Origin of the sequence: Janthinobacterium sp. BJB304, assembly GCF_002735765.1 — a bacterium.
Classification (GTDB): Bacteria; Pseudomonadota; Gammaproteobacteria; order Burkholderiales; family Burkholderiaceae_D; genus Janthinobacterium.
Genome location: NZ_PDZN01000004.1, coordinates 83,404 through 105,784, shown reverse-complemented (window position 1 = coordinate 105,784; position 22,381 = coordinate 83,404). Strand labels below are relative to the sequence as shown.

Genomic DNA, 22,381 nt, shown 5'->3' with positions numbered 1-22,381 from the left:
TCATGTCGATGTCCGTCGGCTCCGACAGCGGAGATGAAGATCAAGTAATGTCAGAAATCAACACGACGCCGCTCGTCGACATCATGTTGGTTTTGCTGATCATTTTCTTGATCACCAGTCCGGTTGTCCTCAAATTGCAGAAAATCGATCTGCCGATCGAGGCCAACCAAGCCCTTCAAAGCAAGCCAGAAAACGTCAACATCGTTGTCAACAAGGATGGCGAGATTTATCTGGGCCAGAAGAAACTGAAAGATACGAGCGAACTGTTCGATTATCTGAAAGTTGAAGCAGTGAAAGTACCGCAGCCGGAAGTACACGTTCGTGGCGACCAAGAAACACGCTACGAATCGATCGGCCGGGTTATTTACACGACCCAACGTGCCGGGATCCAGAAGGTCGGCTTCATCACCGAACCACCTGACAAGGGCTGATAGCGACTGGCGGCGGCGTCCCGGCAACACGGGAACGCCACTGCCGGAAGCTGACCGGGCGGCAGTTTCGCCCGGTGCTTCGTTGGACTTCTTAAAGGAAACACTATGAGTATGAATGTCGGTTCGGGAAGCGCTCCAGGCGCGGATCCGGAACCAATGATGGAACTGAACATGACGCCCCTCATCGACGTGATGCTGGTGCTGATTATCATGTTGATCATCACGATTCCTAAGCAAAACCACTCGGTGAACTTGAACATGCCGGTCGGCACCCCGCCGCCACCGACAACCGAACCAGTGGTCGTCACGATCGATGTCGATTTTGACGGTACGATCTTGTGGGACAATCAGGTCGTTCCTGACCGCGCTTCGCTGGAAGCCAAGCTGAGCAACGTTGCTGCGCAAGCAGACCAGCCGGAAGTGCATCTGCGTCCGAACAAGCTGGTGGAATACAAAGTCGTCGCCGGTGTGATGGCGTCGGCGCAGCGTCTGGGCGTGACCAAAATCGGTCTGGTCGGCAACGAGCAATTCCAGTAAGCTGCAGCAATCAGGTTCTCTTTACATCCGAATAGGCAGGACTTCCTGCCTATTCGCTTTTTACTGAAAGACTTTCTTATGTCCAAGTTTCGTCTCGCTCATCTCGGCCTCGTCATGGCCGCTATCGGTTTTACCGCAGCAACTCCCGTAATCGGCCTGGGCTCGCTGGCATACGCCGCGGACACCGTGCGTGCCGAAGTGGGCAAGCCACTGCAAGAAGCGCAAAAACTCGCTAGCAGCGGCAAAAACAAGGAAGCGCTGGCCAAGCTGCGCGAAGCTGACAGCGTCGGCGGCAAGACCGCCTTTGAAAGCTACCAGATCGAGCGCGTGCGCGCCTCGGCCGCTGCCGCCGCCGGCGACAACGGCACCGCCATCAAGGCTTTCGAAGCCGTCATCAATTCCGGCCGCCTGAGCGCCGCCGAAGCCCCCAAATTCACGCAAGCGCTGGCAGGCATGTACTACCGCGCCAAGGATTGGCCGAACACCATCACCTGGATCAAACGCTCGCTGAAAGACCGCGAAGATCCACAGATGCGCGAACTGCTGATCCAGACCTACTACGTCAGCGGCAACTACGCCGAAGCGGCGAAAGAGCTGCAAGCGCGCGGCGGCAACTCGGAATCGAGCCTGCAAATGCTGGCCAACATCCAGTTGAAGCAGAACGACAAGGCCGGCTACGTGGCCACCCTGGAAAAACTGGCCGGCAGCTATCCGAAGACCAGCTACTGGGCCGACCTGCTGAACCGCGTTTCCGGCAAGCCTGGCTTCTCGCAACGCCTGGGCCTGGACGTCCAGCGTCTGCGCCTGGCCAACGGCCTGTTCACCAAGCCGTCCGAATACATGGAAATCAGCCAGTTGGCCTTGCAAGCAGGCAATCCTGGCGAAGCGCTGAGCATCATCGAACAGGGCTACAAAAAAGGCGTGCTGGGCACCGGCGCCGATGCCGCCCGTCACCAGCGCCTGAAAGACCTGGCCCTGAAGACCCAGGCTGACCTGAAGGCCAACGCAGCCAAGTCGGAAGCGGAATACGTCAAGAACAAGGACGCCGACAGCTTGAGCAAGCTGGGCTTCGCCCTGGTCTACGATGGCCAGGCAGAAAAAGGCCTGGGCTTGATGAATGACGCCGTGAAACTGGGCACCGCCAAGTATCCGGAAGAAGCCAAGCTGCACCTGGGCATCGCCTACATCCACGCCGGCAAGAAAGCCAACGCATCGACGGCACTCAAAGCCGTCAAGGGCACGGATGGCGCGGCTGACCTGGCCCGCTACTGGGCATTGATGAATAAATAAGATAATATCCCCAGGATATTGTCGGGCAGCTAGTCGAGTGCCCACCACCAAAAGCGTTGCCGGCACCCTTGCCGGCAACGCTTTTTATCATTTCAGCAGGGAAATTACCCCTGCGGCTGCCCTGCCGGGTGTGCATCCCTGAAACAGTCCGTATAATCCCCCTTTTGGCACAGTTTTTCATCAGATTCCTATGAAGGTATTCCGCGGACTTCCCAATGCCCAGGCACGAGCGCCTTGCGCTCTGACCATCGGCAATTTTGACGGTGTCCACATCGGCCATCAGGCCTTGCTGGCGCGCGTGCGCGAAGCTGCCACTGAACTCGGCATCGAAGCGGCCGTGATGACGTTCGAACCGCACCCGCGCGAATTCTTCGCGCAGCGCGCGGGCGACCTGTCGAAGGCGCCGCAGCGCATCGCCAACCTGCGCGACAAGCTGCAGTCGCTGGATGACGCCGGCATCGACCGGGTGGTCGTCGAGCACTTCAGCGCCCAGTTCGCCGCCCTGACGCCGCAGGAATTCACGGAAAAAGTCCTCGTCGACGGCTTGCACGTGAAATGGCTGATGGTCGGCGACGACTTCTGCTATGGCGCCCGGCGCGCCGGCGACGTCGCCATGCTGCAGGAAGCGGGCCGCGAATACGGTTTCCACGTAGAAACTTTGCCGACGGTGATGAACGGCAGCACGCGCATCTCTTCGTCGGCCGTGCGCCTGGCCCTGGCCGCCGGCGATTTCCCTCTGGCCACGCAGCTGCTGGGCCATCCGTACGCCATATCCGGCCACGTGATCCACGGCCAGAAGCTGGGCCGCACCCTCGGTTTCCCCACCCTGAACCTGCGCGTGGCGCACCGCCCCGCCCTGTCCGGCATCTTCATCGTGCAGGTGCACGGCCTGGGACCAGTACCGCTGCCGGCCGTGGCCAGCCTGGGCGTGCGTCCCACCGTCGACGACAGCGGCCGCGTCTTGCTGGAAGTGCATCTGTTCGATTTCGCCCAGTCCTGCTACGGCAAGCTGGTCCGCGTGGAATTCCTGGAAAAGCTGCGCGACGAAGAAAAGTATGACGACTTGCCCACCCTGACGGCCGCCATCGAGCGCGACTCGAACCAGGCGCGCGCCTATTTTGAACAGCGCAGCGGCGCCATTACCGCCACCGACCGAATTTGACGCCGGCCAACTCCGCCGCCTGGCGGCACCTGCCGCCGCAAACCATTCAATATCATTAAAGAAGATTATGTCCGATCAAAACAAGCCAGCCACGCCCAAGCAGAACAAGAAGCCTGAAAGCAAATACCCGGTCAACATGACGGAAACCCCATTCCCGATGCGCGGCGACATGGCCAAGCGCGAGCCGCAATGGGTGCAGCAATGGCAAGACAAGAAAATTTATGAGCGCGTGCGCAAGGCTGCCGCCGGCCGTCCGAAATTCATCCTGCATGACGGCCCGCCGTACGCGAATGGCGACATCCACCTGGGCCACGCCGTCAACAAGATCCTGAAAGACATGGTCGTCAAATCGCGCTCGCTGGCCGGCTTCGACGCGCCATACGTGCCGGGCTGGGATTGCCACGGCATGCCGATCGAGATCCAGATCGAAAAACTGCACGGCAAGAACCTGCCGACGGCCGAAGTGCTGGAAAAGGCACGCGCCTACGCCAACGTGCAGGTCGAGCGCCAGAAGAAGGATTTCATCCGACTGGGCGTGCTGGGCGAGTGGGACAACCCCTACCTGACCATGGCGCACGGCAATGAAGCCGACGAGCTGCGCGCGCTGGGCAAGCTGCTGGAAAAAGGCTATGTCTACCGCGGTCTGAAACCGGTCAACTGGTGCTTCGACTGCCAGTCGGCGCTGGCCGAGGCGGAAGTGGAATACGCGGAAAAACGCGATCCCGCCATCGACGTCGGGTTCAAGTTCGCCGAGCCGGAAAAACTGGCGGCCGCCTTTGGCCTGCCGTCCCTGCCGACCGATAACGGTTTCATCGTCATCTGGACCACCACGCCGTGGACCATCCCGTCGAACCAGGCGCTGAACGTGCACCCGGAAGTCAAATATTCGCTGGTGAAGGCCGAGCGCGATGGCCAGCCATTGCTGCTGATCCTGGCGCAAGACCTGGTCGTCGCCAGCCTGGCGCGCTTCAAGCTCGAAGGCACGACGATTGCCACCTGTGACGGCGCGGCCCTGGCCGGCATCAGCTTCCGCCACCCGCTGCATGCGAGCGACGCGTTCTACGACCGCCTGTCGCCCTTGTACCTGGCCGAATACGTGACCACGGAAAGCGGCACGGGCGTGGTGCACTCGGCGCCAGCCTACGGCCTGGACGACTTTATCTCGTGCAAGGCACACGGCATGAAGGATGACGACATCATCAAGCCTGTCATGGGCGACGGCAAGTTCGCCTCGACCCTGCCCCTGTTCGGCGGCATGACCATCTGGGAAGCATCGAAGCCGATCTGCAACGCCTTGCGCGAAGCGGGCGCGCTGTTCGAAGTCAAGATGTTCGACCACAGCTACATGCACTGCTGGCGTCATAAGACGCCGATCATCTACCGCGCCACGTCGCAGTGGTTCGCCGGCATGGACGTGACGCCGAAGGACGGCGGCGCGACCCTGCGCGAGACGGCCTTGCAAGGCATCGCCGACACCGAGTTCTTCCCGGACTGGGGCCAGGCGCGCCTGCACGGCATGATCGCCAACCGTCCCGACTGGACCCTGTCGCGCCAGCGCCAGTGGGGCGTGCCGATGGCCTTCATCGTGCACAAGGAAACGGGCGACCTGCATCCGCGCACGCCGGAACTGCTGGAGCAAGTGGCCAAGCTGATCGAAAAAGACGGCATCGAGGCATGGCAGGCGCTGGACCTGAAAGACCTGATCGGCGACGAAGCGGCCATCTACGCCAAGAACAAGGATACCCTGGACGTGTGGTTCGATTCCGGCGCCACGCACCAGACGGTGCTGGGCGGCCCGCAGGCGCACGGTTCGCACTCGACGCAGCTGCAGTTCCCGGCCGACCTGTACCTGGAAGGCTCGGACCAGCATCGCGGCTGGTTCCACTCGTCGCTGCTCGTGTCGTCGATGCTGAACGGCCGCCCGCCGTACAAGGCGCTGCTGACGCACGGCTTCACGGTTGATGGCGAAGGCAAGAAGATGTCGAAGTCGCTGGGCAACACGCTGGCGCCGCAAAAGATCTCGGACACCCTGGGCGCGGACATCCTGCGCCTGTGGATCGCTTCGACCGACTACACGGGCGAGCTGTCGATCTCCGATGAAATCCTCAAGCGCGTGACGGAATCGTACCGCCGCATCCGCAACACCCTGCGCTTCCTGCTGGCGAATACGTCGGACTTCAATCCGGCCACGGACGCCGTGCCGGTGGCGGAGATGTTCGAAATCGACCGCTATGCGCTGGCCAACATGGCATCGCTGCAGCAGCAGATCGAGAACAACTACGCGCGCTACGAGTTCCACCCCGTCGTGTCGAAACTGCAGACGTACTGCTCGGAAGACCTGGGCGGCTTCTACCTGGACATCCTGAAGGACCGTCTGTACACCTCCGGTTTAACGTCGCACGCGCGCCGTTCGGCGCAGACGGCCCTGTGGCACATCACGCAAAGCCTGCTGCGCCTGATGGCCCCGGCCCTGTCGTTCACGGCCGAAGAAGCATGGGCAGTCTTCGCCGGCGCGGATGCATATGCCGCCAGCGATGAAACCATCTTCACGCAAACCTGGTGGCAGCTGCCGGAAGTGTCGGACGCGGCCGCCCTGCTGGAGAAATACACGGCCCTGCGCGCCGTGCGCACGGACGTCACCAAACAGCTGGAAGACTTGCGCACCTCGGGCGCCATCGGTTCCTCGCTGCAGGCGGAACTGACGATCAAGGCCGCGCCGATGAAGTACAAGCTGTTGACCACCCTGGGCGACGACTTGAAATTCGTCTTCATCACCTCGCAGGCCACCGTGGCCGAAGTAGCAGACGAAGCGGCCGAGGAAGTGGTCGTGGCAGCGTCGACGGCGCCGAAATGCGAGCGCTGCTGGCACTACCGTGCGGACGTAGGCACGGACGCCGCGCATGCTACCCTGTGCGGCCGCTGCGTCAGCAACCTGTTTGGCGCGGGCGAGAAACGCCGCTTCGCCTAACAACGTCGTCAAAATCTACTGCGCGTCGCGATTTGCGGCCTGCGATGCTCGCTGTACTAAAGTACAGCTGCGCGTCTCGGCCACAACTCGCTGCCGCTCGCTACGATTTTGCCCGTCGTTGTATGCTATGAGTCCAACCGCCGCCTGCTACCAGGCGGCGGCTTTATCTTCCCTGGAAAAATATGGCCACTAAAAACCGTTTTTCATCGAAATCGTCCTCCTCGGCGTCGCTCGTGCCCTGGCTGGGCATCGCCGCCATCGTCATCCTGTTCGACCAGATCACCAAGATCACGATCCTGAAGACCTTCCGCTACGCGCAAGAGATGGTCATCACCTCGTATTTCAACCTGGTGCTCGCGTATAACAAGGGCGCCGCGTTCAGCTTCCTGTCCGACCAGGGCGGCTGGCAGCGCTATTTCTTCACCGGCATCGCCCTGGCGGCCGCCATCTACATCATCTATCTGCTGAAAAAGCACGCCGGCCAGCGCATGTTCTGCTGGGCCCTGGCGCTGATCCTCGGCGGCGCGCTGGGCAACGCCATCGACCGCCTGGTGTACGGTCACGTGGTCGATTTCCTCGACTTCCACTGGAAAAGCTGGGGCCATTTCCCCGCTTTCAATATCGCCGACAGCGCCATCTGCATCGGTGCGGCCCTGTTCATCATCGATGAACTGCGCCGGGTAAACAAATAAACACGCGGGAGAACGGCATGGAATTGTCCGGCAAAAAAATCGTCCTGGGACTTTCGGGCGGCGTCGCCTGCTACAAGGCGGCGGAACTGTGCCGCGCGCTGACGAAGGCCGGCGCCTCGGTGCAGGTGGTCATGACGGATGCCGCCAGCCACTTCATCACGGCCGTGACCATGCAGGCGCTGTCCGGCCACCCCGTGCACACGAGCCAGTGGGATGCGCGCATAGACAACAACATGGCGCATATCGATTTGACGCGCCATGCGGACGCCATCCTGATCGCGCCGTGCTCGGCCGATTTTCTGCGCAAACTCGCCCATGGCGTCTGCGACGACCTGCTGTCGACCCTGTGCCTGGCCCGTCCCGCCCACCTGCCCTTGCTCGTGGCGCCGGCCATGAACGTGGAAATGTGGCAGAACCCCGCCACGCAGCGCAATGTGCAGCAGCTGTGCGACGACGGCATCACCCTGTTCGGCCCGGCCGCCGGCGAACAGGCCTGCGGCGAAACTGGCCTGGGCCGCATGCTGGAGCCGGAACAGCTCTTGACGGAGCTGATCGCCGCCTTCCAGCCGAAAGTCCTGGCGGGCAAACGCGTGCTGGTCACGGCCGGCCCCACGTTTGAAGCCATCGATCCCGTGCGCGGCATCACCAATCTGTCCTCGGGCAAGATGGGCTATGCGGTGGCGCGCGCGGCGCGCGAAGCGGGCGCCGAGGTGCTGCTCATTTCCGGCCCGACGGCCCTGGACGCGCCATTCGGCGTGCGCCGCATCGACGTGCAAAGCGCGCAGCAGATGCATGATGCGGTACTGGCCCACGTCGACGGCCAGCATGTCTTCGTCGCCGTGGCCGCCGTGGCAGACTGGCGCGTGGCCAACGCCAGCGACCAGAAGATGAAAAAGCAGGCCGACGGCTCCGTGCCCGAACTGCAGTTCGCGCAAAATCCCGACATCCTCGCCACCGTGGCGGCACGCACCAACCTGGCCGGCTATCCGTACTGCGTCGGCTTTGCCGCCGAATCGGAAAACCTGGTGGAATTCGGTTCGGTCAAGCGCGAGAAAAAAGGTATTCCACTGCTGGTCGGCAATATCGGGCAGAACACGTTTGGCCAGGACGACAACACCATCATCCTGTTCGACGAGGAAGGCCATACCGTGCTGCCGCGCGCCCCGAAACTGAACCTGGCGCGCCAGCTGATTTCGGAAATCTCGAAGCGGCTCGCCAGGAATTCGCTGCTCAAATAATCTTTTTTATACGCTTTAGCTCATTTAGATTCATGAAAAATATCGACATCAAGATCCTCGACGCCCGCATGCAAGAACTGCTGCCGGCCTACGCCACCCCGGGCAGCGCCGGACTCGACCTGCGCGCCTGCATAGCCGAATCCATCACCATCGAAGCGGGTCAGACGGTGCTCATTCCGACCGGCCTGGCCATCCACATCGGCGACCCCTCGTATGCGGCCATGATTTTGCCGCGCAGCGGCATGGGCCACAAAAACGGCATCGTATTGGGGAATCTGGTAGGCTTGATCGACTCCGATTACCAGGGCCAGCTGATGGTATCGACCTGGAACCGGGGCCAGAGCGCTTTCACGCTCAATCCCATGGAACGCCTGGCGCAACTGATTATCGTGCCGGTGCTGCAAGTGGGCTTTAACGTCGTCGAGGAATTCGGCGACAGCGAACGCGGTGTTGGCGGTTTTGGCAGCACCGGCAAACATTAAGGATTGACACTTATGCCAGGTTTCCGCCATCTGATCCCAGCCCCAACCTCGCTGCGCCGACTGGCCACTCCCCTCCTGTTGGCCGGCGCGGCCATTCTGGCCGGCTGCACCACGCCGGCGACGAATGTCAGCGGCCCGTTCAACGTCGTGCCGGCGCCCGATGCGCCCGCGCCGACGGCGCAGCAAAGGGCGGCGCAGGAAGAACTGGTGAAGATGGTGGCGCTGCAGGACCGCCTGTCGAAAGTGTCGGCGCCCCTGCTGATCAATAATGCGGACCTGTGCAAGACGTATGCGCGCAACCTGCTGGGCTTCACGGCGCAGAACAAGTATTCCTACCCCGGCATCTATGCCGACGCGGCGCAGGCGGCCCTCGGCTACGGCGAGCAGATGCAGGTGTCCAGCGTCTTGCCGGGCAGCGGCGCCGCGCGCGCCGGCTTGCGCAAGGGCGACGGCTTGCTGGCCGCCGAAGGCAAGCCGCTGCCGGCAGGCCCGAAAGCGGAAGGCCCGTTCGGCGCCATCGTCGGCCCGCTGGCCTCGAAAAGCGCGAGCCTGAACATGACCATCGCCCGCGACGGCCAGCAGCAAGACCTGAAAATTCCCGTCACGCGCGCCTGCGCCTTCCGCGTCGCCCTGGGCAATGCGGACAATATCAACGCGTATTCGGACGGTTCGCGCATCATGCTCACGCGCGGCATGGTCAATGCGGCGCAAAACGATGAAGGCATCGCCTTCGTCATCGCCCGAGAAATGGCGCACAACATCCTCGACCACGCGCGCAGCCAGCGCACGGCGGGTACGGCCGGCAGCATCATCGAAAGCCTGGGCGCCGTGCAGCCCGACGTGTCGATGCTGACGGGCGCTGCCGGCATCAAGGCCATGCCGCAGGAACTCGACGTGCAAGCCGACACCCTGGCCATCTATCTGCTGGCGCGCGCCGGCTACAATGTCGACAACGCGGCCCGCTTCTGGCAGCGCCTGGCCACGCAAGTGCCGGCCACGGTCGCCAACGGCTACACGGCCCTGCACCCGGGCACTAACTCGCGCATGGCGGCGATCAACCGCGCAGTGACGGACGTGCGCGCCAAGCAGGCGGCGAAGAAGCCGCTCAAGCCTTAGAACGCCTACCATAACCTACTGCGCGTCGCGCTTTGCGGTCTGCGATGCTCACTGCCTCGGCGGCCCCGTGCCAAGCACAGTTGCGCTTCTCGGCCACAAATCGCTGCCGCTCGCTACGGTTCTGTTAGACGTTCTTCATCCTGATCAAACAGGGTTTGGTCAGGCGCCGGGGAAGTTGGGGAAGTAGGTGCCCATGATCCAGGTCAGGGCGCCGCAAAACACCACGGCCAGAAACAGGACGATGAGCAGCTTGCCGAACTTGGGAATACCCTCTTCTTGCGTCTTGACTTCATTTGACATGAAAATTCTCCGCAGGGTGGTGGAACAGGTAGTATATCCACAATCTTGAATACTTTTCCATACTTTGCCGCAAACTACGGCATGTAAATCGCGCGCGCCATGGACAGCATCGACCTCGAAGTTCTGAAAACCAGCGCCGCCTGGCTCGCCGCCGGGCACCGCTGCGAACTCGTCACCGTCATCAAGACCTGGGGCTCCAGCCCCCGCCCCGTGGGCGCCACCCTGGCCATCTGCGACGACGGTACGGTGGTCGGCTCCGTCTCCGGCGGCTGTATCGAGGATGACTTGATCGACACCGTGCGCGTGCACGGCATCGTGCGCACCTTGCCGGAAATCGTCAGCTACGGCATCAGCGCCGACGAGGCGCACCGCTTCGGCCTGCCCTGCGGCGGCACCATCGAACTGGCCATCGAGCCGCTGCACGCGGACAGCAAGGTGGCCGAACTGCTGGCACGCCTGGAAGCGCATGAATTGGTCGAGCGCCGCCTCGACCTGCGCAGCGGCGCCGTCACCCTGCAGCGCGCCGCGCCGGGCGCCGTACTGGCCCTGGAAGGCGCGGTGCTCACCACGCAGCACGGCCCGCGCTGGCGATTGCTGATCATCGGCGCCAGCCAGCTGTCGCGCTTCGTGGCGCAGATCGCCACGGCCATGGATTACCACGTCATCGTCTGCGACCCGCGCGAGGAATACCGGGGCGGCTGGAACGTACCGGGCGTGCCCCTGCTGCACGCCATGCCGGACGACCTCGTGCTGGAATTAAAGCTCGACAGCCGCAGCGCCGTCGTCGCCCTCACGCACGACCCCAAGCTCGACGACCTGGCCCTGATGGAAGCATTGAAATCCCCTGCGTTTTACGTGGGCGCCATCGGCTCGCGCGCGAATAACGCCAAGCGCCGCGAGCGGCTGCTGCAGTTCGACGTCAGCGCGGAACAGCTGGCGCGCCTGCACGGCCCCATCGGCCTGTACATCGGCAGCAAGACGCCGGCGGAAATCGCCATTTCCATCCTGGCCGAACTGACGGCCGTGAAAAATGGCGTGCCCGACGCGCTGCAGATCCAGCATGCGGCGGCCTTGAGCCCGCCCACCACCGACATCTGCGCCCGCTAAGGACCGCAGCAAGAAACGCGGTGCGCCGGCGGCGCGCCCCTGCTACCTTCACTGAATTTGGCCACCATGACCCTGCTGCACTGGACCCTCCCCCTGCCCGCCGGCTACCGCCGCGACGACGTCATCGCCTTTCACAGCCGCGACGCGGAAGGCGTGGCGGAACAGGTCACCGCTGCAGGGCTGCGCAAGGGCATCCTGCTTGCCGGCGTGCCCGTCGTGCTGGACGTGGCCTTCGCGGACGATACGGCCGTCTGCCGCGCCGAGATCGACGGCAGCGCCAGTGACGCTCTGCAAACGGCGCTGCACGGCGCGCTGCTCAACATCCTCGGCCTGCGCATCGACCCGCAGCCGTTCGCGCAGTTGGCCGCCGGCGACCCGCTGCTGGCGCCGTTGATCCGCATCAACCCGGGCTTGCGCATCGTGCAATCGGCCAGCCCGTTCGAGGCGCTGACCTGGGCCATCATCGGCCAGCAGATCAATCTGCCGTTCGCCATTTCCCTGCGCCGCACCTTCATTCTGCAGGCGGGGCGCCGGCATGGCAGCGGCTTGTGGTGCTACCCGGAGGCGCGCGACGTGGCGCGGCTGGAGATCGAGGATTTGACCAGCCGCAAATTCTCGCGCGCCAAGGCGGAAACCGTGCTGCGCCTGGCGCGTCTCGTCGACGAGGAAGCGCTGTCGCTGGAACTGCCCCCTTCCGGCGACGTGGCGGCCATTTCGCAGGCGCTGCTGGCCGTGAAGGGCATCGGCCCGTGGACCGTCAATTACGCGCTGCTGCGCGGCTATGGCTATGCCGACTGTTCGCTGCATGGCGACGTGGCGATCCGCGCCGCCCTGCAAAAGCTGCTCGGCGAAGAAACGAAGCCTGACATGGCGCGCACGGAACAGTGGCTGCGCCAGTATGCGCCGCACCGCACCATGGCCGCCGCCCACCTGTGGGCCAGCCTGCACCCGAAAAATAATCCGTCAGCGGTGGAATAAACGGGCCGCGCCGCGCGTCTATCCCTTGCAAGCCCACCAAACATCAAGGAGATCATCATGCGCTTTACCACTTTCGCCGCCACTGCCCTTTTCACCGCCTTGTCCGCCCCCCTGGCCTTCGCCGCCGACGTCATGCCCGCCAACGGCATGCTGGTCAATACCAGCGGCATGACCGTGTATGTGTTCGACAAGGATGTCGCCGACAGCGGCAAGAGCGCCTGCAGCGGCGGCTGCCTGGTGGCCTGGCCCGCCGTCATCGCCACCGACGCGGCGCCCGCCGCCCCGTATGGCAGCATCAAGCGCGAAGACAACGGCGCCATGCAGCTGACCTACAAGGGCAAGCCCCTGTACCTGTACAAGGAAGACAAGAAGCCTGGCGACGTGGCCGGCGACAATTTCAAGAACGTGTGGCACGTCGTCAAGCCGTAAGCCCCCCTGCCCGCCGCCACGATGACCACGCAAGAGGATAGCCGCCAGCTGCAAGCGTGCCTGCCCGGCCTGCGCCGCTATGCGCGCGCGCTGGCGGGCGCCCTGCACGCGGACGACCTGGTGCAGGACACCGTGGAACGGGCGTGGCGCAAGCTGGACCAGCGCGGTGGCGAGATGCGGCCCTGGCTGTTTTCCATCATGCATAACCTGCACGTGGACCAGTTGCGCCGCCCCGGCCTGGCGCTGCAGGAGCTCGACGACGATACCGTGCTGCCCGCGCCGGAACACGCGCCCGGGCAAGCCATCGCCATCGGCGAGATGGATGCGGCGCTGGCCCGTTTGCCGCTGGGGCAGCGCGAAGTGATCCTGCTCGTCGCGCTCGAACAGATGCCGTACGAGCAGGTGGCGGCCACCCTGGACATTCCCGTCGGCACCGTGATGTCGCGCCTGTCACGTGGGCGCGACAAGCTGCGCACCCTGCTCGACGGCCGCCCTGCCGGCAGCCAGGGCAGCGGCCCACCCACCCTGAAAGTCGTGAAATGACAACGCAAGCCATCAGCGAAGCGCAATTGCACGCCCTGGCCGACGGCGTCCTGCCCGAAGACCAGCGCGCGGCCGTCGACGCCCACCTGCGCGCACATCCCGGGGACACCGCCAGGGTCGATGCGTGGCGCGAGCAGAACCGGCAATTGCGCGCCCTGTTCGATCCCGTGCTGGACGAAGCCGTGCCGCCTGCCCTGCTGCAGGCGGCGGCCCCGCCGGCGGCGAACGGCGCCTGGCGCCGCCCCGCCATGCAGGCGGCAGCTGCCGTCGTGCTGGTGCTCGCTGGCGGCGCGGGCGGCTGGCTGCTGCGCGGCGATGGCGGTGACATGCGGAGCGCCAGCGCCAGCCCCATCTCCCTGGCGCGCAGCGCCGCCATCGCCCATGCCGTCTACACGCCGGAAGTGCGCCACCCCGTCGAGGTGGGGGCGGAACAGGAGGCCCACCTGGTGCAATGGCTGTCGAAACGCCTGGGCAGCAAATTGCAGCCGCCTGCGCTGTCGCCGCTCGGCTATCACCTGATCGGCGGGCGTTTGCTGCCCGGCGATGGCGACGGCCCCGTGGCGCAATTCATGTATGAAGATGGCAAAGGTCAGCGCCTGACCCTGTACGTGGCGAAAGAACGGGCCGGCAAGCAGGAAACGGCCTTCCGCTACACGCAGGAAAAGGACTTGAGCGTGTTTTACTGGATCGACGGCCAGCTCGGTTATGCCCTCTCGGCGAGCCTGCCCAAACAGGAACTGGGCAAGATCGCCGACGCCGTGTACGCGCAGCTGGAAAGTCACTAAACAGACTCTTCCATTTTCCGGAATTCTGCAATCCATTTCACGCCGCACCATTGCAGCAGCAACGCTGCGGCGGCGACCAGGGCGGCGCAGGCCGCCAGCAGCCACACGGGCCAGTCCAGCAGGAGCAGTACCCCGCCTGCTGCGGCGCCGATGGCGCTGCCCAGGTACAGCGCCGATTCGTTGAGGGCGATGGCCAGGTTGCCATCGCCCTGCCGCGCGCGCACGGCCAGCAACTGCTGGTTCTGCGGCACTTGCAGGGCCCAGCCGGCCGCGCCCCACAGCACGATAGGCGCCAGCATCAGCCAGGCCGACCAGCCGGCCGCCAGCGGCAGCGCGCACAAGGCCAGCGCCAGCAGCAGCAAGATGAGCCTAGTCAGCCTCGGCGCCGCCACCTTGTCTGCCCATGGTCCCACCAATACGCTGCCCGCGATGCCCCCCACGCCCCACGCCCACAGGAAGGGCGTGGTGGAAATTTCCGCGCCGTGCGCGGACCACGCCAGCAGCGGCGCGATAAACGTGTACATGCCCAGGCTGGCGATGGCCGCCAGCAGCGACACGAGCAGGATGGCCAGCACCTGCCCATCGGCCAGCAAGGCCAGCTTGCGGCGCAGCGAGGTCGCCGGTACTTCCGGCAGCGCGGGCAGTTTCCACAGCAAGCCCGCCAGCGCCAGCGCACCGAGGACGGCGACCAGCCACAGGGCCGCCGTCCAGCCCAGCTGCTGCGCCAGCAGCAAGCTCAATGGCACGCCCAGTACCGTGCCGCCCGCCATGCCGCCCATGATCGCGCCGATGGCCTTGCCCCGCTGCCGCGGCGCCGACACGCCCGCCGCCGCCGCGATGCCCAGGGCCAGGTAAACGCCCGCCCCGATGCCCGCAACGGCCCGCCATGCCAGCAAACTGCTGAATTCGGGCGCCAGCGCGCTGGCCCCGTTCGCCAGCACGAACACGCCCAGGGCGAGTAACAGGCCGGAGCGTTGCGCGCGCGCCGGCAGCAAGGCCACGGCCAGGGGCGAACCGAGGCCATAGGCCAGCGTAAACGCCGTCACCAGCTGCGCGGCCATCGCCAGGGACACGGAAAAGGCGCGGGCGATCATCGGCATCAGGCCTGCCGTCACATACGACGCCATGCCCAGCGCGAACGCGCCCACGGCGATCAGGTAGACGGTGACAGGCAGCGCGGAGTCGGCAGGCACTGCGGCACGGGAGGAAAAATAGTCAGACATGGGCACGCTTTCTGGAAGAAAGCAGGCATTTTGGAATACAATATAAACAATTACAATTTAACTGTTTATGCTATTACTGGCAGCAACAGGCTCACCGGAAAACCCCCACCATGCGCACTTTGGCCCGCACCCGCCACGAACTGGCCGCCTACCTGCAGGCGCGCCGCACGCGGCTGTCGCCCGAGGACGTAGGCTTGCCTGGCGGCGGGCGGCGCAGAACGCCGGGCTTGCGCCGCGAAGAAGTGGCGGCGCTGGCCGGCGTGGGGCTGACCTGGTACACCTGGCTGGAGCAGGGGCGCGACATCGGCGTCTCGAGCGCCTTTCTCGACAAGCTGGCCGAAGTACTGAGACTGGACGCGGGCGAGCGGCGCCACCTGTTCCTGCTGGCGCATGCGCGTCCGCCTGCCGAAGAGGGCAAGACCTTTTGCGTGGTGCCGCCGCCGGTGCGCCGATTGATGCACGAGCTGGCGCATCCGGCCTATGTCCTCAACCTGCGCTGGGACGTGCTGGCGTTCAATGCGGACGCGGACGCCCTGTTCGGCTTCGGCGCGCATGTGCCGGCGCGCCGCAACCTGCTATGGTTGCTGTTTACCGACCCGCTGCTGCGCTCGCGCTTCACGGCCTGGGAAGAGCAGGCGGCGCTGATGCTGTCGAGCTTTCGCCGCGACTACGCGCGCGCCACGCAGGAAGCGGATATCCACGCGCTGGTGGAGGAACTGGAAAAGGTCTCGCCCGAGTTCAAGCAGTGGTGGCGCCGCCATGACGTGCATGCGCCGTGCGCCGGCGTGCGCCGCCTGGACGTCGGCGGCGAGCAGGTCGCCTACGAGCACACCTCGCTGACCATCGATGCGGACCGCCACTTGCGGCTGATCGTGTATGCGCGCCAGCAGGCAGAAGACCTCGCGCCGTAAACGAAAAAACCGCTGGCCCTCTTGCGAGGAACCAGCGGCTTCGAATTGGTTGCGGGGACAGGATTTGAACCTGTGACCTTCGGGTTATGAGCCCGACGAGCTGCCAGACTGCTCCACCCCGCACTCGAATTATATACCAGATTGTTGCGCGGCGTAAAGGCGTGAATTGACAATGTCATTCCTGCCCCGTCCACCGGAGCGTGTCCGTGACCAGCAATGGAAAAAGCCGCTGATCTTTTGCAAGAATCAGCGGCTTTCCGGTATTGGTTGCGGGGACAGGATTTGAACCTGTGACCTTCGGGTTATGAGCCCGACGAGCTGCCAGACTGCTCCACCCCGCACTCGAATTATAAGGGCAAACGGGTGGCTTAGGCAATAGCTATCTCAACTTCGACTGCAATAGAGCTATTAAATTAAAATACATTAAAAAAGGTCAGCCAATTACCGGGGAGCATTGTGTCCGCCCGTCACGCCACAGAGCGCGCAATCGGTGTACAGTAAGCGTTACACTAGTCACCCATTTTCCGAAGCCAGCCCATGAAATTCTGCTCCGAATGCGCCCACCCTGTCAGCCTGTCCATTCCGGAAGGCGACAACCGTCCCCGCTATGTGTGCGCCAACTGCGACGCCATCCATTACCAGAACCCGAAAATGGTGGTCGGCTCGATTCCCGTCTGGGAAGAAGATGGCCAGTTGCAGGTGTTGCTGTGCAAGCGGGCCATCGAACCGCGCCTGGGCTACTGGACCCTGCCGGCCGGCTTCATGGAAAACGACGAGACGACGTCCGATGCGGCCGAGCGCGAAACGGTGGAGGAAGCGGGCGCGAATATCGAACTGGGGCCCCTGTTTTCGCTGCTCAACGTGCAGCGCGTGCACCAGGTGCACCTGTTCTACCTGGCGCGCCTGCGCGACCTCGATTTCGCGCCCGGCATCGAAAGCCTGGACGTGCAGCTGTTTACGGAAGCGCAGATTCCGTGGGACGACCTGGCCTTCCCCACCATCCGCGCCACCTTGGAACTGTTCTTTGCCGACCGCGTGAAAATCCGCGAAGGCGGCAGCTATGGTGTGCATACGGGCGACATCACGCGCCCGATGGCGCGCGCGGATGCCGAGTAAGTCCCCACCACCCGCCATCTTTGACGCCGCATGATTCCCTGGCTCGACATCCACACCCCGTTCCCCGACGTCTCGCGCGCCCTGACCGACGAGGCGCCCGGCCTGCTGGCGGCCGGCGCCGACCTGTCGCCCGCGCGCCTGCTCGACGCCTACAAGCACGGCATCTTCCCCTGGTTTTCCGAGGGCCAGCCCATTCTGTGGTGGAGCACCGATCCGCGCATGGTGCTGATGACGGCGGACTTCAAGGTCTCCGACAGCCTGGCCAAGGCCATCCGCAAGGTCGAGCGCAGCGCCGCCACGGACGGGCGCTGGCAGCTGCGCTTCGACGGCGATTTCGACGCCGTCATGCGCGCCTGCGCGGCGCCGCGCAAGGATGGCCCGGGCACCTGGATTTCCGACGACATCATCGCCGGCTACACGGGCTTGCACAAGCTGGGCTACGCGCACTCGTCGGAACTGTGGCTGGACGGCGAACTGGTGGGCGGCGCATATGGCGTGTCGATCGGGCGCATGTTCTATGGCGAATCGATGTTCGCCCGCGTCTCGGATGGCTCGAAGATCGCGCTGGCCCACCTCGTGCGCTTTTTGCAGGCGCGCGGCGTGACGATGATTGACTGCCAGCAAGAAACGAAACACCTGGCCTCGCTGGGCGCGGCGCCCATTTCGCGCGCCCGCTTCCTGGCCCATGTGAGGAGCGCCATTGAAGCAGCGCAAATCACCGATTGGCATGCTGCGCCACCGGCGTAAAAAAGCTATGATATCTCCAGGCACACCGCCAGGCATACCGCTGCGGACAGACCAGACAGGATCAGCATGACGCACCTGAACGAACTACCGTTTGCCACCCTGCAGTTCTACACGACGGCACCGTATCCGTGCAGCTACCTGGACGACCGCCAGGCCCGCTCGCAGGTGGCCACGCCTTCGCACCTGATCAACAGCGACGTGTATTCGGAACTGGTGCGCAACGGCTTTCGCCGCAGCGGCATTTTCACCTACCGCCCGTATTGCGACGGCTGCCAGGCCTGCATCCCCGTGCGCGTGGTGGCCGGCGAATTCGCGCCCAACCGCAACCAGCGCCGCGCCTGGAACCGCCACGCCAACCTGCAGGCGGGCGTGGCCACTTTGTCCTTCCTCGACGAGCACTACGAACTGTATCTGCGCTACCAGAGCACGCGCCACGCGGGCGGCGGCATGGACCAGGACAGCCGCGACCAGTACGCGCAATTTTTGCTGCAAAGCCGGGTCAACACGCGTCTGGTGGAGTTCCGCGAGCCTGACGGCACCCTGCGCATGGTCAGCATCATCGACGTGCTGGCCGACGGCCTGTCGTCCGTCTACACGTTTTTCGATCCCGATGTGCCGGGCGCCTCGTACGGCACCTACAACGTGCTGTGGCAAATCGCCCAGGCGCGCGAACTGAACCTGCCTTACATCTACCTGGGCTACTGGATAGAACAAAGCCCGAAGATGGCGTATAAAATCAACTTCAAGCCGCTGGAAGCGCGGATCAAGGGACAGTGGGTGATCATGTAAGGTAGGTCGGATTAGCGCGCAAGCGCGTAATCCGACGCTGCAAAGCCAACAATGGTGTCGGATTACGCTGCGCTAATCCGACCTACCAGCGAACAATCGCGAGGGTCTGCCCCCTGCACTTCAGCTTACTTGCTTTTATCCGGAAACGCCGGACGCGCAGGCCGCACGGGCGGGTTCTTCGCCAGTTCGGCCTGGATCACCTCGATCGCCTTTTCCAGCTGCGGATCGCGGCCGGCGATGACGTCGGCCGGCGTTTGCTCGACTTCGATATCGGGCGCCACGCCTTCGTTTTCCACGCCCCAGCCGTTTTCGCGCGTCCAGAACGCCAGGTTCGGCGCCGTGATCGTGCCGCCATCCATCAGCACGGGGAAGCCGAGGATGCCCACCAGGCCACCCCACGTCGCCTTGCCGATCAGCGGACCCATGTTGTTCTTGCGGAACATCCACGGCAGCAGGTCGCCGCCCGAGCCGGCCGTCTCGTCGATCAGCATGGCGCGCGGCCCCTGGATCGAAGCGGACGGCGTCTTCATGTCGGCGCCGTAACGCATGGTCCACCAAGCGATTTCCTTCTTCTGCAGGATCTCGATGTAGTAATCGGCCACGCTGCCGCCACCGTTAAAGCGCTCGTCGACGATGATGGCCTGCCTGTCCGCCTGCGGGAAGAAATAGCGCTTGAAGTAGGTGTGGCCCAGCCCCGCCGTATTGGGCACGTACACGTAGGCCACCTTGCCGTTGGTGGCCGCATTGACCTTGCGCATATTGCCCTCGATCCAGTCGCGGTTGCGCAAGGCATCCTCGGCCGGCACCGGTACCACGGTGATCGTGCGCGCGCCCTTGCCGTCGGCCGAGGGTCCCACGGTCAGGTCGATGGCCTTGCCGGCCGTGTTCTCGAAGGCGCTGTAGATATTCGTCGGCGGCGCCAGCGGGCGGCTGTCGACGGCCAGCAGGTATTCGCCCGCCTTGACGTTCAGGCCCGGCTCCGTCAGCGGCGCGCGCAGGGCCGGATTCCAGTTCAAGCCGCCATACACCTTCTTGAAGCGGTAATGGCCGTCGCTCACTTCATAGTCGGCGCCCAAGAGTCCCCCCGGCACCTTCTTCGCCTCGATAAAGTCGTCACCGCCGCCGCCGCGGTGGTGACCCACGGCCAGTTCGCTGCACATCCACTGGATCAGGCGGTTCAGGTCCGCGCGGCTGGACAGCTCGGGCAGGAAGACGGCGTACTTGTCGCGCATGGCCTTCCAGTCCACGCCATGCATGCCCGGGTCATAGAAATAATCGCGGTTGATGCGCCACACTTCATTGAAAATCTGCGTCCACTCGGCGCGCGGATCGGCCTTGACTTCGATGGCGTCGACCTTGATCTTGCCTTCGCCCGGCGCCAGCAGCTTGCCCGTGGCTGAACCCATGGCCCAGTTGTCCTTCTGGCGGTACAGCAGCTTCTTGCCGTCGGCCGAGACGTCGAAATCATCGGCTTCCGCCACCACGGTTTCCGCCTTGCGCTCCTTCAGGCCGAAGCGCTGCACGGCCTTCTTGCCGTCGCTTTCGCGCAGCAAAAAGATCTGCCCCGCGGCGCCGGCGGTCAGGCTGGAAAACTGCGCGGCCGGCAGCGGCAGGTCGACGATGCGCGTGGCGATACCGTCGAAATCGATGCTGATCGGCGCCACGGGCGCCACCACCACTTTCGGGTCGTCGCGGCCCGTCTTCGGATCGATCTTCGCTTCGTTCTTCGGCTCCGCTTCCGCCTTCGCCGTGTCTTTCTTGCTCTCCGCGCTGGCCGCCTTTTCCTCGTCGCTTTCCTTGATCAAGGGCGACGGCAAGTCGCGCCGCAGCACGGCCATCCACACGGTGCGCGTCACCAGGTTGTCTTCGTTCTGCTGCGAGAACCAGTTGTTGCTGGGGCCCGCATTCGTCGATGCGAAGAAGTACAGGTATTTACCGCTCTTGTCGAACACGGGCTGGGCCACGTCGGACAAGCCATCGGTCACGGGCATCGACTTGTTCCGCTCAACGGAATAGATGTAGGCGCTGCGCGTGTAGGTGGGCGAATTGAGCGTGTAGGCCAGCCAGCGCGAATCGGGCGCCCATGAGGCGCGCATGCTCTTGTCGACGCCATACATCGGCTCCGTGGCTATTTTTTGCACCTTGCCGTTGCCGACGTCGATCACATACATGCTCCAGCCATTGTCGGCAAACGCGATCTTCCTGCTGTCGGGCGACCAGACGGCATTGTCATAGAAGCCGCTGCCATTGAGCTTGAACTTGCGCACGGCGCCCTTGCCATCCTGCGCCCGCACATGCAACTCGTATTCGCCCGACTCGTCCGAAAAATACGCGACCGAGCGGCCATCGGGCGACCAGATCGGTGTGCGCTCGTGGGCGCCGGCCGTCTGCGTCAGGTTGCGCACGTCGCCCTTGTCGGCGGGGATGGTGACGATCTCGCCCCGGTATTCGAACGCGATGCGCGCCCCCGACGGCGAAATCGACGCGTCGCGGATGTATTTCGCGTTCTTGACCCAGCGTGGGCGCGTCTGTCCCAAGTCGCTGGCCACGCCGATGGTCAGCTTGTGCGCCTGGCCGCTGGCGATGTCGAAAGAATGCAGATACCCCGCCTGCTCGTAGACGATGGTGCCGTTCGCGGCCGACGCGTTGAGCACGGGGAAATCCGCGTGCCGCGTCAGCTGGCGCACGGCCTTGGTTTTCACGTCGTAGGCAAACAGGTTGAATTCGCCGTTGCGGTCCGAGCGGAAGTACACGGTGTCGCCCAGCCACATCGGGTCGACGTCGTTCGAGCGCGTGGTCGGCTGGGGGATTTTTTCGATGGATTTGTCGCTGGACGAAAACAGCCACAGCCAGGAGTTGGTGCCGCCCCGGTAGCGCTTCCACTGCTTGAAGGCGGGCGCCAGCGGGTTGTAGGCGATGCGCTTGCCATCGGGCGAGTACGTGGCGCGCGATGCGTTCGGGATTTCCAGCTGGGTTTCCACGCCGCCCGCCACGGGCACCGTAAACAGCTTCTGGAAGCGGTTGTTGAAGGCGGCGCGGGGCGAGGTGAACATCACGGCCTGGCCATCGGGCGTGAACGATTGCGCCAGGTCCGCGCCCGGGTGGAAGGTCAGGCGGCGCGGCACGCCGCCCGCCGCCGCGATCACATACACATCGACATTGCCGTCGATGTTCGCGCTATACGCGATCTGGCTGCCGTCGGGCGAAAACACGGGATTCGATTTGTCGCCCAGGTCCGACGTCAGGCGCCGCGCGCCGCCGCCGTCGAGGTTGGACAGCCACAGATCGCCCGCATAGATGAAGGCGATGTGGCGGCTGGAGACGGCCGGCTCGCTCAGCATGCGGGTGTCTTGCGTATTGGGCAGGGCCAGGGCCGGGTGGCTCAGCAGCAGTGCGCTGGCGGCCGCGATGGCGGTCAGGATGCGTGTCTTTTTCAATCGATGTCTCGCTTATGAAGTCAACAGAACAGAGAAAAAACAGGAAGGTCCGCGGCCAAATGCGAATTAACAAGGAATCAATGTTGCATTAGACCAAAGA

Annotated in this window: 21 protein-coding genes and 2 tRNA genes; 18 read left to right on the top strand and 5 right to left on the bottom strand. The window is 64.0% G+C overall.

Annotated elements, in window-relative coordinates:
• Positions 1-2: 2 nt before the first annotated feature.
• The 9 genes from CSQ95_RS06190 (at position 3) to CSQ95_RS06150 (ending at position 9,916) form a co-directional block, all read left to right on the top strand.
• Complete coding sequence (locus tag CSQ95_RS06190) at positions 3-431, top strand: biopolymer transporter ExbD (protein ID WP_034754165.1); 429 nt, start codon at positions 3-5, stop codon at positions 429-431.
• Positions 432-536: 105 nt separating this feature from the next.
• Complete coding sequence (locus tag CSQ95_RS06185; RefSeq protein WP_176741207.1) at positions 537-968, top strand: biopolymer transporter ExbD; 432 nt, start codon at positions 537-539, stop codon at positions 966-968.
• A 78-nt stretch (positions 969-1,046) separates the two neighbouring features.
• Positions 1,047-2,258, top strand: a complete 1,212-nt coding sequence (locus CSQ95_RS06180) for a hypothetical protein (protein WP_070289101.1) — start codon at positions 1,047-1,049, stop codon at positions 2,256-2,258.
• Positions 2,259-2,448: 190 nt separating this feature from the next.
• Entirely contained in the window at positions 2,449-3,420 is a 972-nt protein-coding gene (locus CSQ95_RS06175) for a bifunctional riboflavin kinase/FAD synthetase (protein ID WP_070289100.1), read from the top strand.
• 67 nt (positions 3,421-3,487) lie between these two features.
• Complete coding sequence (gene ileS / locus CSQ95_RS06170) at positions 3,488-6,388, top strand: isoleucine--tRNA ligase (RefSeq protein ID WP_099408882.1); 2,901 nt, start codon at positions 3,488-3,490, stop codon at positions 6,386-6,388.
• Between the two features lie 182 nt (positions 6,389-6,570).
• Positions 6,571-7,080, top strand: coding sequence for a signal peptidase II (lspA, locus tag CSQ95_RS06165; RefSeq protein ID WP_070224538.1), 510 nt, complete (start codon positions 6,571-6,573; stop codon positions 7,078-7,080).
• A gap of 17 nt (positions 7,081-7,097) precedes the next feature.
• Positions 7,098-8,318, top strand: a complete 1,221-nt coding sequence (gene coaBC / locus CSQ95_RS06160; RefSeq protein WP_099408881.1) for a bifunctional phosphopantothenoylcysteine decarboxylase/phosphopantothenate--cysteine ligase CoaBC — start codon at positions 7,098-7,100, stop codon at positions 8,316-8,318.
• A gap of 32 nt (positions 8,319-8,350) precedes the next feature.
• Entirely contained in the window at positions 8,351-8,800 is a 450-nt protein-coding gene (dut, locus tag CSQ95_RS06155) for a dUTP diphosphatase (RefSeq protein WP_070289098.1), read from the top strand.
• A 12-nt stretch (positions 8,801-8,812) separates the two neighbouring features.
• Complete coding sequence (locus CSQ95_RS06150; RefSeq protein WP_099408880.1) at positions 8,813-9,916, top strand: M48 family metallopeptidase; 1,104 nt, start codon at positions 8,813-8,815, stop codon at positions 9,914-9,916.
• Between the two features lie 159 nt (positions 9,917-10,075).
• Here the strand turns inward: CSQ95_RS06150 and CSQ95_RS29605 are convergent, their stop codons facing one another.
• Positions 10,076-10,216: a hypothetical protein gene (locus CSQ95_RS29605; RefSeq protein ID WP_162835767.1), complete on the bottom strand. Its 141-nt coding sequence runs from the start codon at positions 10,214-10,216 to the stop codon at positions 10,076-10,078.
• 99 nt (positions 10,217-10,315) lie between these two features.
• On the opposite strand from CSQ95_RS29605, the gene CSQ95_RS06145 reads away from it, so the two are divergent.
• The 5 genes from CSQ95_RS06145 to CSQ95_RS06125 all read left to right on the top strand — a co-directional run bounded on the left by CSQ95_RS06145 (position 10,316) and on the right by CSQ95_RS06125 (position 14,058).
• The gene (locus CSQ95_RS06145; RefSeq protein WP_099408879.1) at positions 10,316-11,323 is read left to right on the top strand and encodes an XdhC family protein; all 1,008 of its coding nucleotides are present in this window, start codon (positions 10,316-10,318) and stop codon (positions 11,321-11,323) included.
• 66 nt (positions 11,324-11,389) lie between these two features.
• Complete coding sequence (locus CSQ95_RS06140) at positions 11,390-12,301, top strand: DNA-3-methyladenine glycosylase (RefSeq protein ID WP_099408878.1); 912 nt, start codon at positions 11,390-11,392, stop codon at positions 12,299-12,301.
• A 57-nt stretch (positions 12,302-12,358) separates the two neighbouring features.
• A complete protein-coding gene (locus tag CSQ95_RS06135) occupies positions 12,359-12,730 on the top strand; it encodes a hypothetical protein (protein ID WP_070224532.1) in 372 nt (123 codons plus the stop codon).
• Between the two features lie 21 nt (positions 12,731-12,751).
• Positions 12,752-13,273 carry an RNA polymerase sigma factor gene (locus CSQ95_RS06130; RefSeq protein ID WP_099408877.1) on the top strand — a complete coding sequence of 174 codons (522 nt, stop codon included), beginning with the start codon at positions 12,752-12,754 and terminating at the stop codon, positions 13,271-13,273.
• Positions 13,270-14,058: an anti-sigma factor gene (locus tag CSQ95_RS06125; protein WP_070224530.1), complete on the top strand. Its 789-nt coding sequence runs from the start codon at positions 13,270-13,272 to the stop codon at positions 14,056-14,058. The genes CSQ95_RS06130 and CSQ95_RS06125 overlap by 4 nt, the downstream gene beginning before the upstream one ends.
• Here the strand turns inward: CSQ95_RS06125 and CSQ95_RS06120 are convergent.
• On the bottom strand, positions 14,055-15,281 hold the full coding sequence (locus CSQ95_RS06120; protein WP_099408876.1) for an MFS transporter: 1,227 nt from the start codon (positions 15,279-15,281) through the stop codon (positions 14,055-14,057). The genes CSQ95_RS06125 and CSQ95_RS06120 overlap by 4 nt on opposite strands.
• Before the next feature lie 110 nt (positions 15,282-15,391).
• Between CSQ95_RS06120 and CSQ95_RS06115 the strand changes: the two genes are divergently transcribed.
• Complete coding sequence (locus CSQ95_RS06115) at positions 15,392-16,192, top strand: helix-turn-helix transcriptional regulator (RefSeq protein ID WP_099408875.1); 801 nt, start codon at positions 15,392-15,394, stop codon at positions 16,190-16,192.
• 46 nt (positions 16,193-16,238) lie between these two features.
• On the opposite strand, the gene CSQ95_RS06110 is transcribed toward CSQ95_RS06115, so the two are convergent.
• Together CSQ95_RS06110 and CSQ95_RS06105 are read right to left on the bottom strand one after the other, a co-directional pair.
• A tRNA-Met gene (locus CSQ95_RS06110) sits at positions 16,239-16,315 on the bottom strand.
• 141 nt (positions 16,316-16,456) lie between these two features.
• A tRNA-Met gene (locus CSQ95_RS06105) sits at positions 16,457-16,533 on the bottom strand.
• 196 nt (positions 16,534-16,729) lie between these two features.
• On the opposite strand from CSQ95_RS06105, the gene CSQ95_RS06100 reads away from it, so the two are divergent.
• The 3 genes from CSQ95_RS06100 (at position 16,730) to CSQ95_RS06090 (ending at position 18,844) form a co-directional block, all read left to right on the top strand.
• Positions 16,730-17,308 (top strand): NUDIX hydrolase, encoded by a 579-nt coding sequence (locus CSQ95_RS06100; RefSeq protein ID WP_034747557.1) that lies wholly within the window; start codon positions 16,730-16,732, stop codon positions 17,306-17,308.
• Between the two features lie 30 nt (positions 17,309-17,338).
• Positions 17,339-18,055, top strand: coding sequence for a leucyl/phenylalanyl-tRNA--protein transferase (gene aat, locus CSQ95_RS06095; RefSeq protein ID WP_070224526.1), 717 nt, complete (start codon positions 17,339-17,341; stop codon positions 18,053-18,055).
• A 66-nt stretch (positions 18,056-18,121) separates the two neighbouring features.
• Positions 18,122-18,844, top strand: a complete 723-nt coding sequence (locus tag CSQ95_RS06090; protein WP_099408874.1) for an arginyltransferase — start codon at positions 18,122-18,124, stop codon at positions 18,842-18,844.
• Between the two features lie 125 nt (positions 18,845-18,969).
• On the opposite strand, the gene CSQ95_RS06085 is transcribed toward CSQ95_RS06090, so the two are convergent.
• Positions 18,970-22,281 carry a S41 family peptidase gene (locus CSQ95_RS06085; RefSeq protein ID WP_099408873.1) on the bottom strand — a complete coding sequence of 1,104 codons (3,312 nt, stop codon included), beginning with the start codon at positions 22,279-22,281 and terminating at the stop codon, positions 18,970-18,972.
• Positions 22,282-22,381 lie beyond the last annotated feature (100 nt).

What these genes read in the sequence shown, in the direction of transcription:
- CSQ95_RS06190 (WP_034754165.1), top strand. Translation starts at nt 3, where the DNA reads ATGTCGATGTCCGTCGGCTCCGACAGCGGAGATGAAGATCAAGTAATG.
- CSQ95_RS06185 (WP_176741207.1), top strand. Translation starts at nt 537, where the DNA reads ATGAGTATGAATGTCGGTTCGGGAAGCGCTCCAGGCGCGGATCCGGAA.
- CSQ95_RS06180 (WP_070289101.1), top strand. Translation starts at nt 1,047, where the DNA reads ATGTCCAAGTTTCGTCTCGCTCATCTCGGCCTCGTCATGGCCGCTATC.
- CSQ95_RS06175 (WP_070289100.1), top strand. Translation starts at nt 2,449, where the DNA reads ATGAAGGTATTCCGCGGACTTCCCAATGCCCAGGCACGAGCGCCTTGC.
- ileS (WP_099408882.1), top strand. Translation starts at nt 3,488, where the DNA reads ATGTCCGATCAAAACAAGCCAGCCACGCCCAAGCAGAACAAGAAGCCT.
- lspA (WP_070224538.1), top strand. Translation starts at nt 6,571, where the DNA reads ATGGCCACTAAAAACCGTTTTTCATCGAAATCGTCCTCCTCGGCGTCG.
- coaBC (WP_099408881.1), top strand. Translation starts at nt 7,098, where the DNA reads ATGGAATTGTCCGGCAAAAAAATCGTCCTGGGACTTTCGGGCGGCGTC.
- dut (WP_070289098.1), top strand. Translation starts at nt 8,351, where the DNA reads ATGAAAAATATCGACATCAAGATCCTCGACGCCCGCATGCAAGAACTG.
- CSQ95_RS06150 (WP_099408880.1), top strand. Translation starts at nt 8,813, where the DNA reads ATGCCAGGTTTCCGCCATCTGATCCCAGCCCCAACCTCGCTGCGCCGA.
- CSQ95_RS29605 (WP_162835767.1), bottom strand. Translation starts at nt 10,216, where the DNA reads ATGTCAAATGAAGTCAAGACGCAAGAAGAGGGTATTCCCAAGTTCGGC.
- CSQ95_RS06145 (WP_099408879.1), top strand. Translation starts at nt 10,316, where the DNA reads ATGGACAGCATCGACCTCGAAGTTCTGAAAACCAGCGCCGCCTGGCTC.
- CSQ95_RS06140 (WP_099408878.1), top strand. Translation starts at nt 11,390, where the DNA reads ATGACCCTGCTGCACTGGACCCTCCCCCTGCCCGCCGGCTACCGCCGC.
- CSQ95_RS06135 (WP_070224532.1), top strand. Translation starts at nt 12,359, where the DNA reads ATGCGCTTTACCACTTTCGCCGCCACTGCCCTTTTCACCGCCTTGTCC.
- CSQ95_RS06130 (WP_099408877.1), top strand. Translation starts at nt 12,752, where the DNA reads ATGACCACGCAAGAGGATAGCCGCCAGCTGCAAGCGTGCCTGCCCGGC.
- CSQ95_RS06125 (WP_070224530.1), top strand. Translation starts at nt 13,270, where the DNA reads ATGACAACGCAAGCCATCAGCGAAGCGCAATTGCACGCCCTGGCCGAC.
- CSQ95_RS06120 (WP_099408876.1), bottom strand. Translation starts at nt 15,281, where the DNA reads ATGTCTGACTATTTTTCCTCCCGTGCCGCAGTGCCTGCCGACTCCGCG.
- CSQ95_RS06115 (WP_099408875.1), top strand. Translation starts at nt 15,392, where the DNA reads ATGCGCACTTTGGCCCGCACCCGCCACGAACTGGCCGCCTACCTGCAG.
- CSQ95_RS06100 (WP_034747557.1), top strand. Translation starts at nt 16,730, where the DNA reads ATGAAATTCTGCTCCGAATGCGCCCACCCTGTCAGCCTGTCCATTCCG.
- aat (WP_070224526.1), top strand. Translation starts at nt 17,339, where the DNA reads ATGATTCCCTGGCTCGACATCCACACCCCGTTCCCCGACGTCTCGCGC.
- CSQ95_RS06090 (WP_099408874.1), top strand. Translation starts at nt 18,122, where the DNA reads ATGACGCACCTGAACGAACTACCGTTTGCCACCCTGCAGTTCTACACG.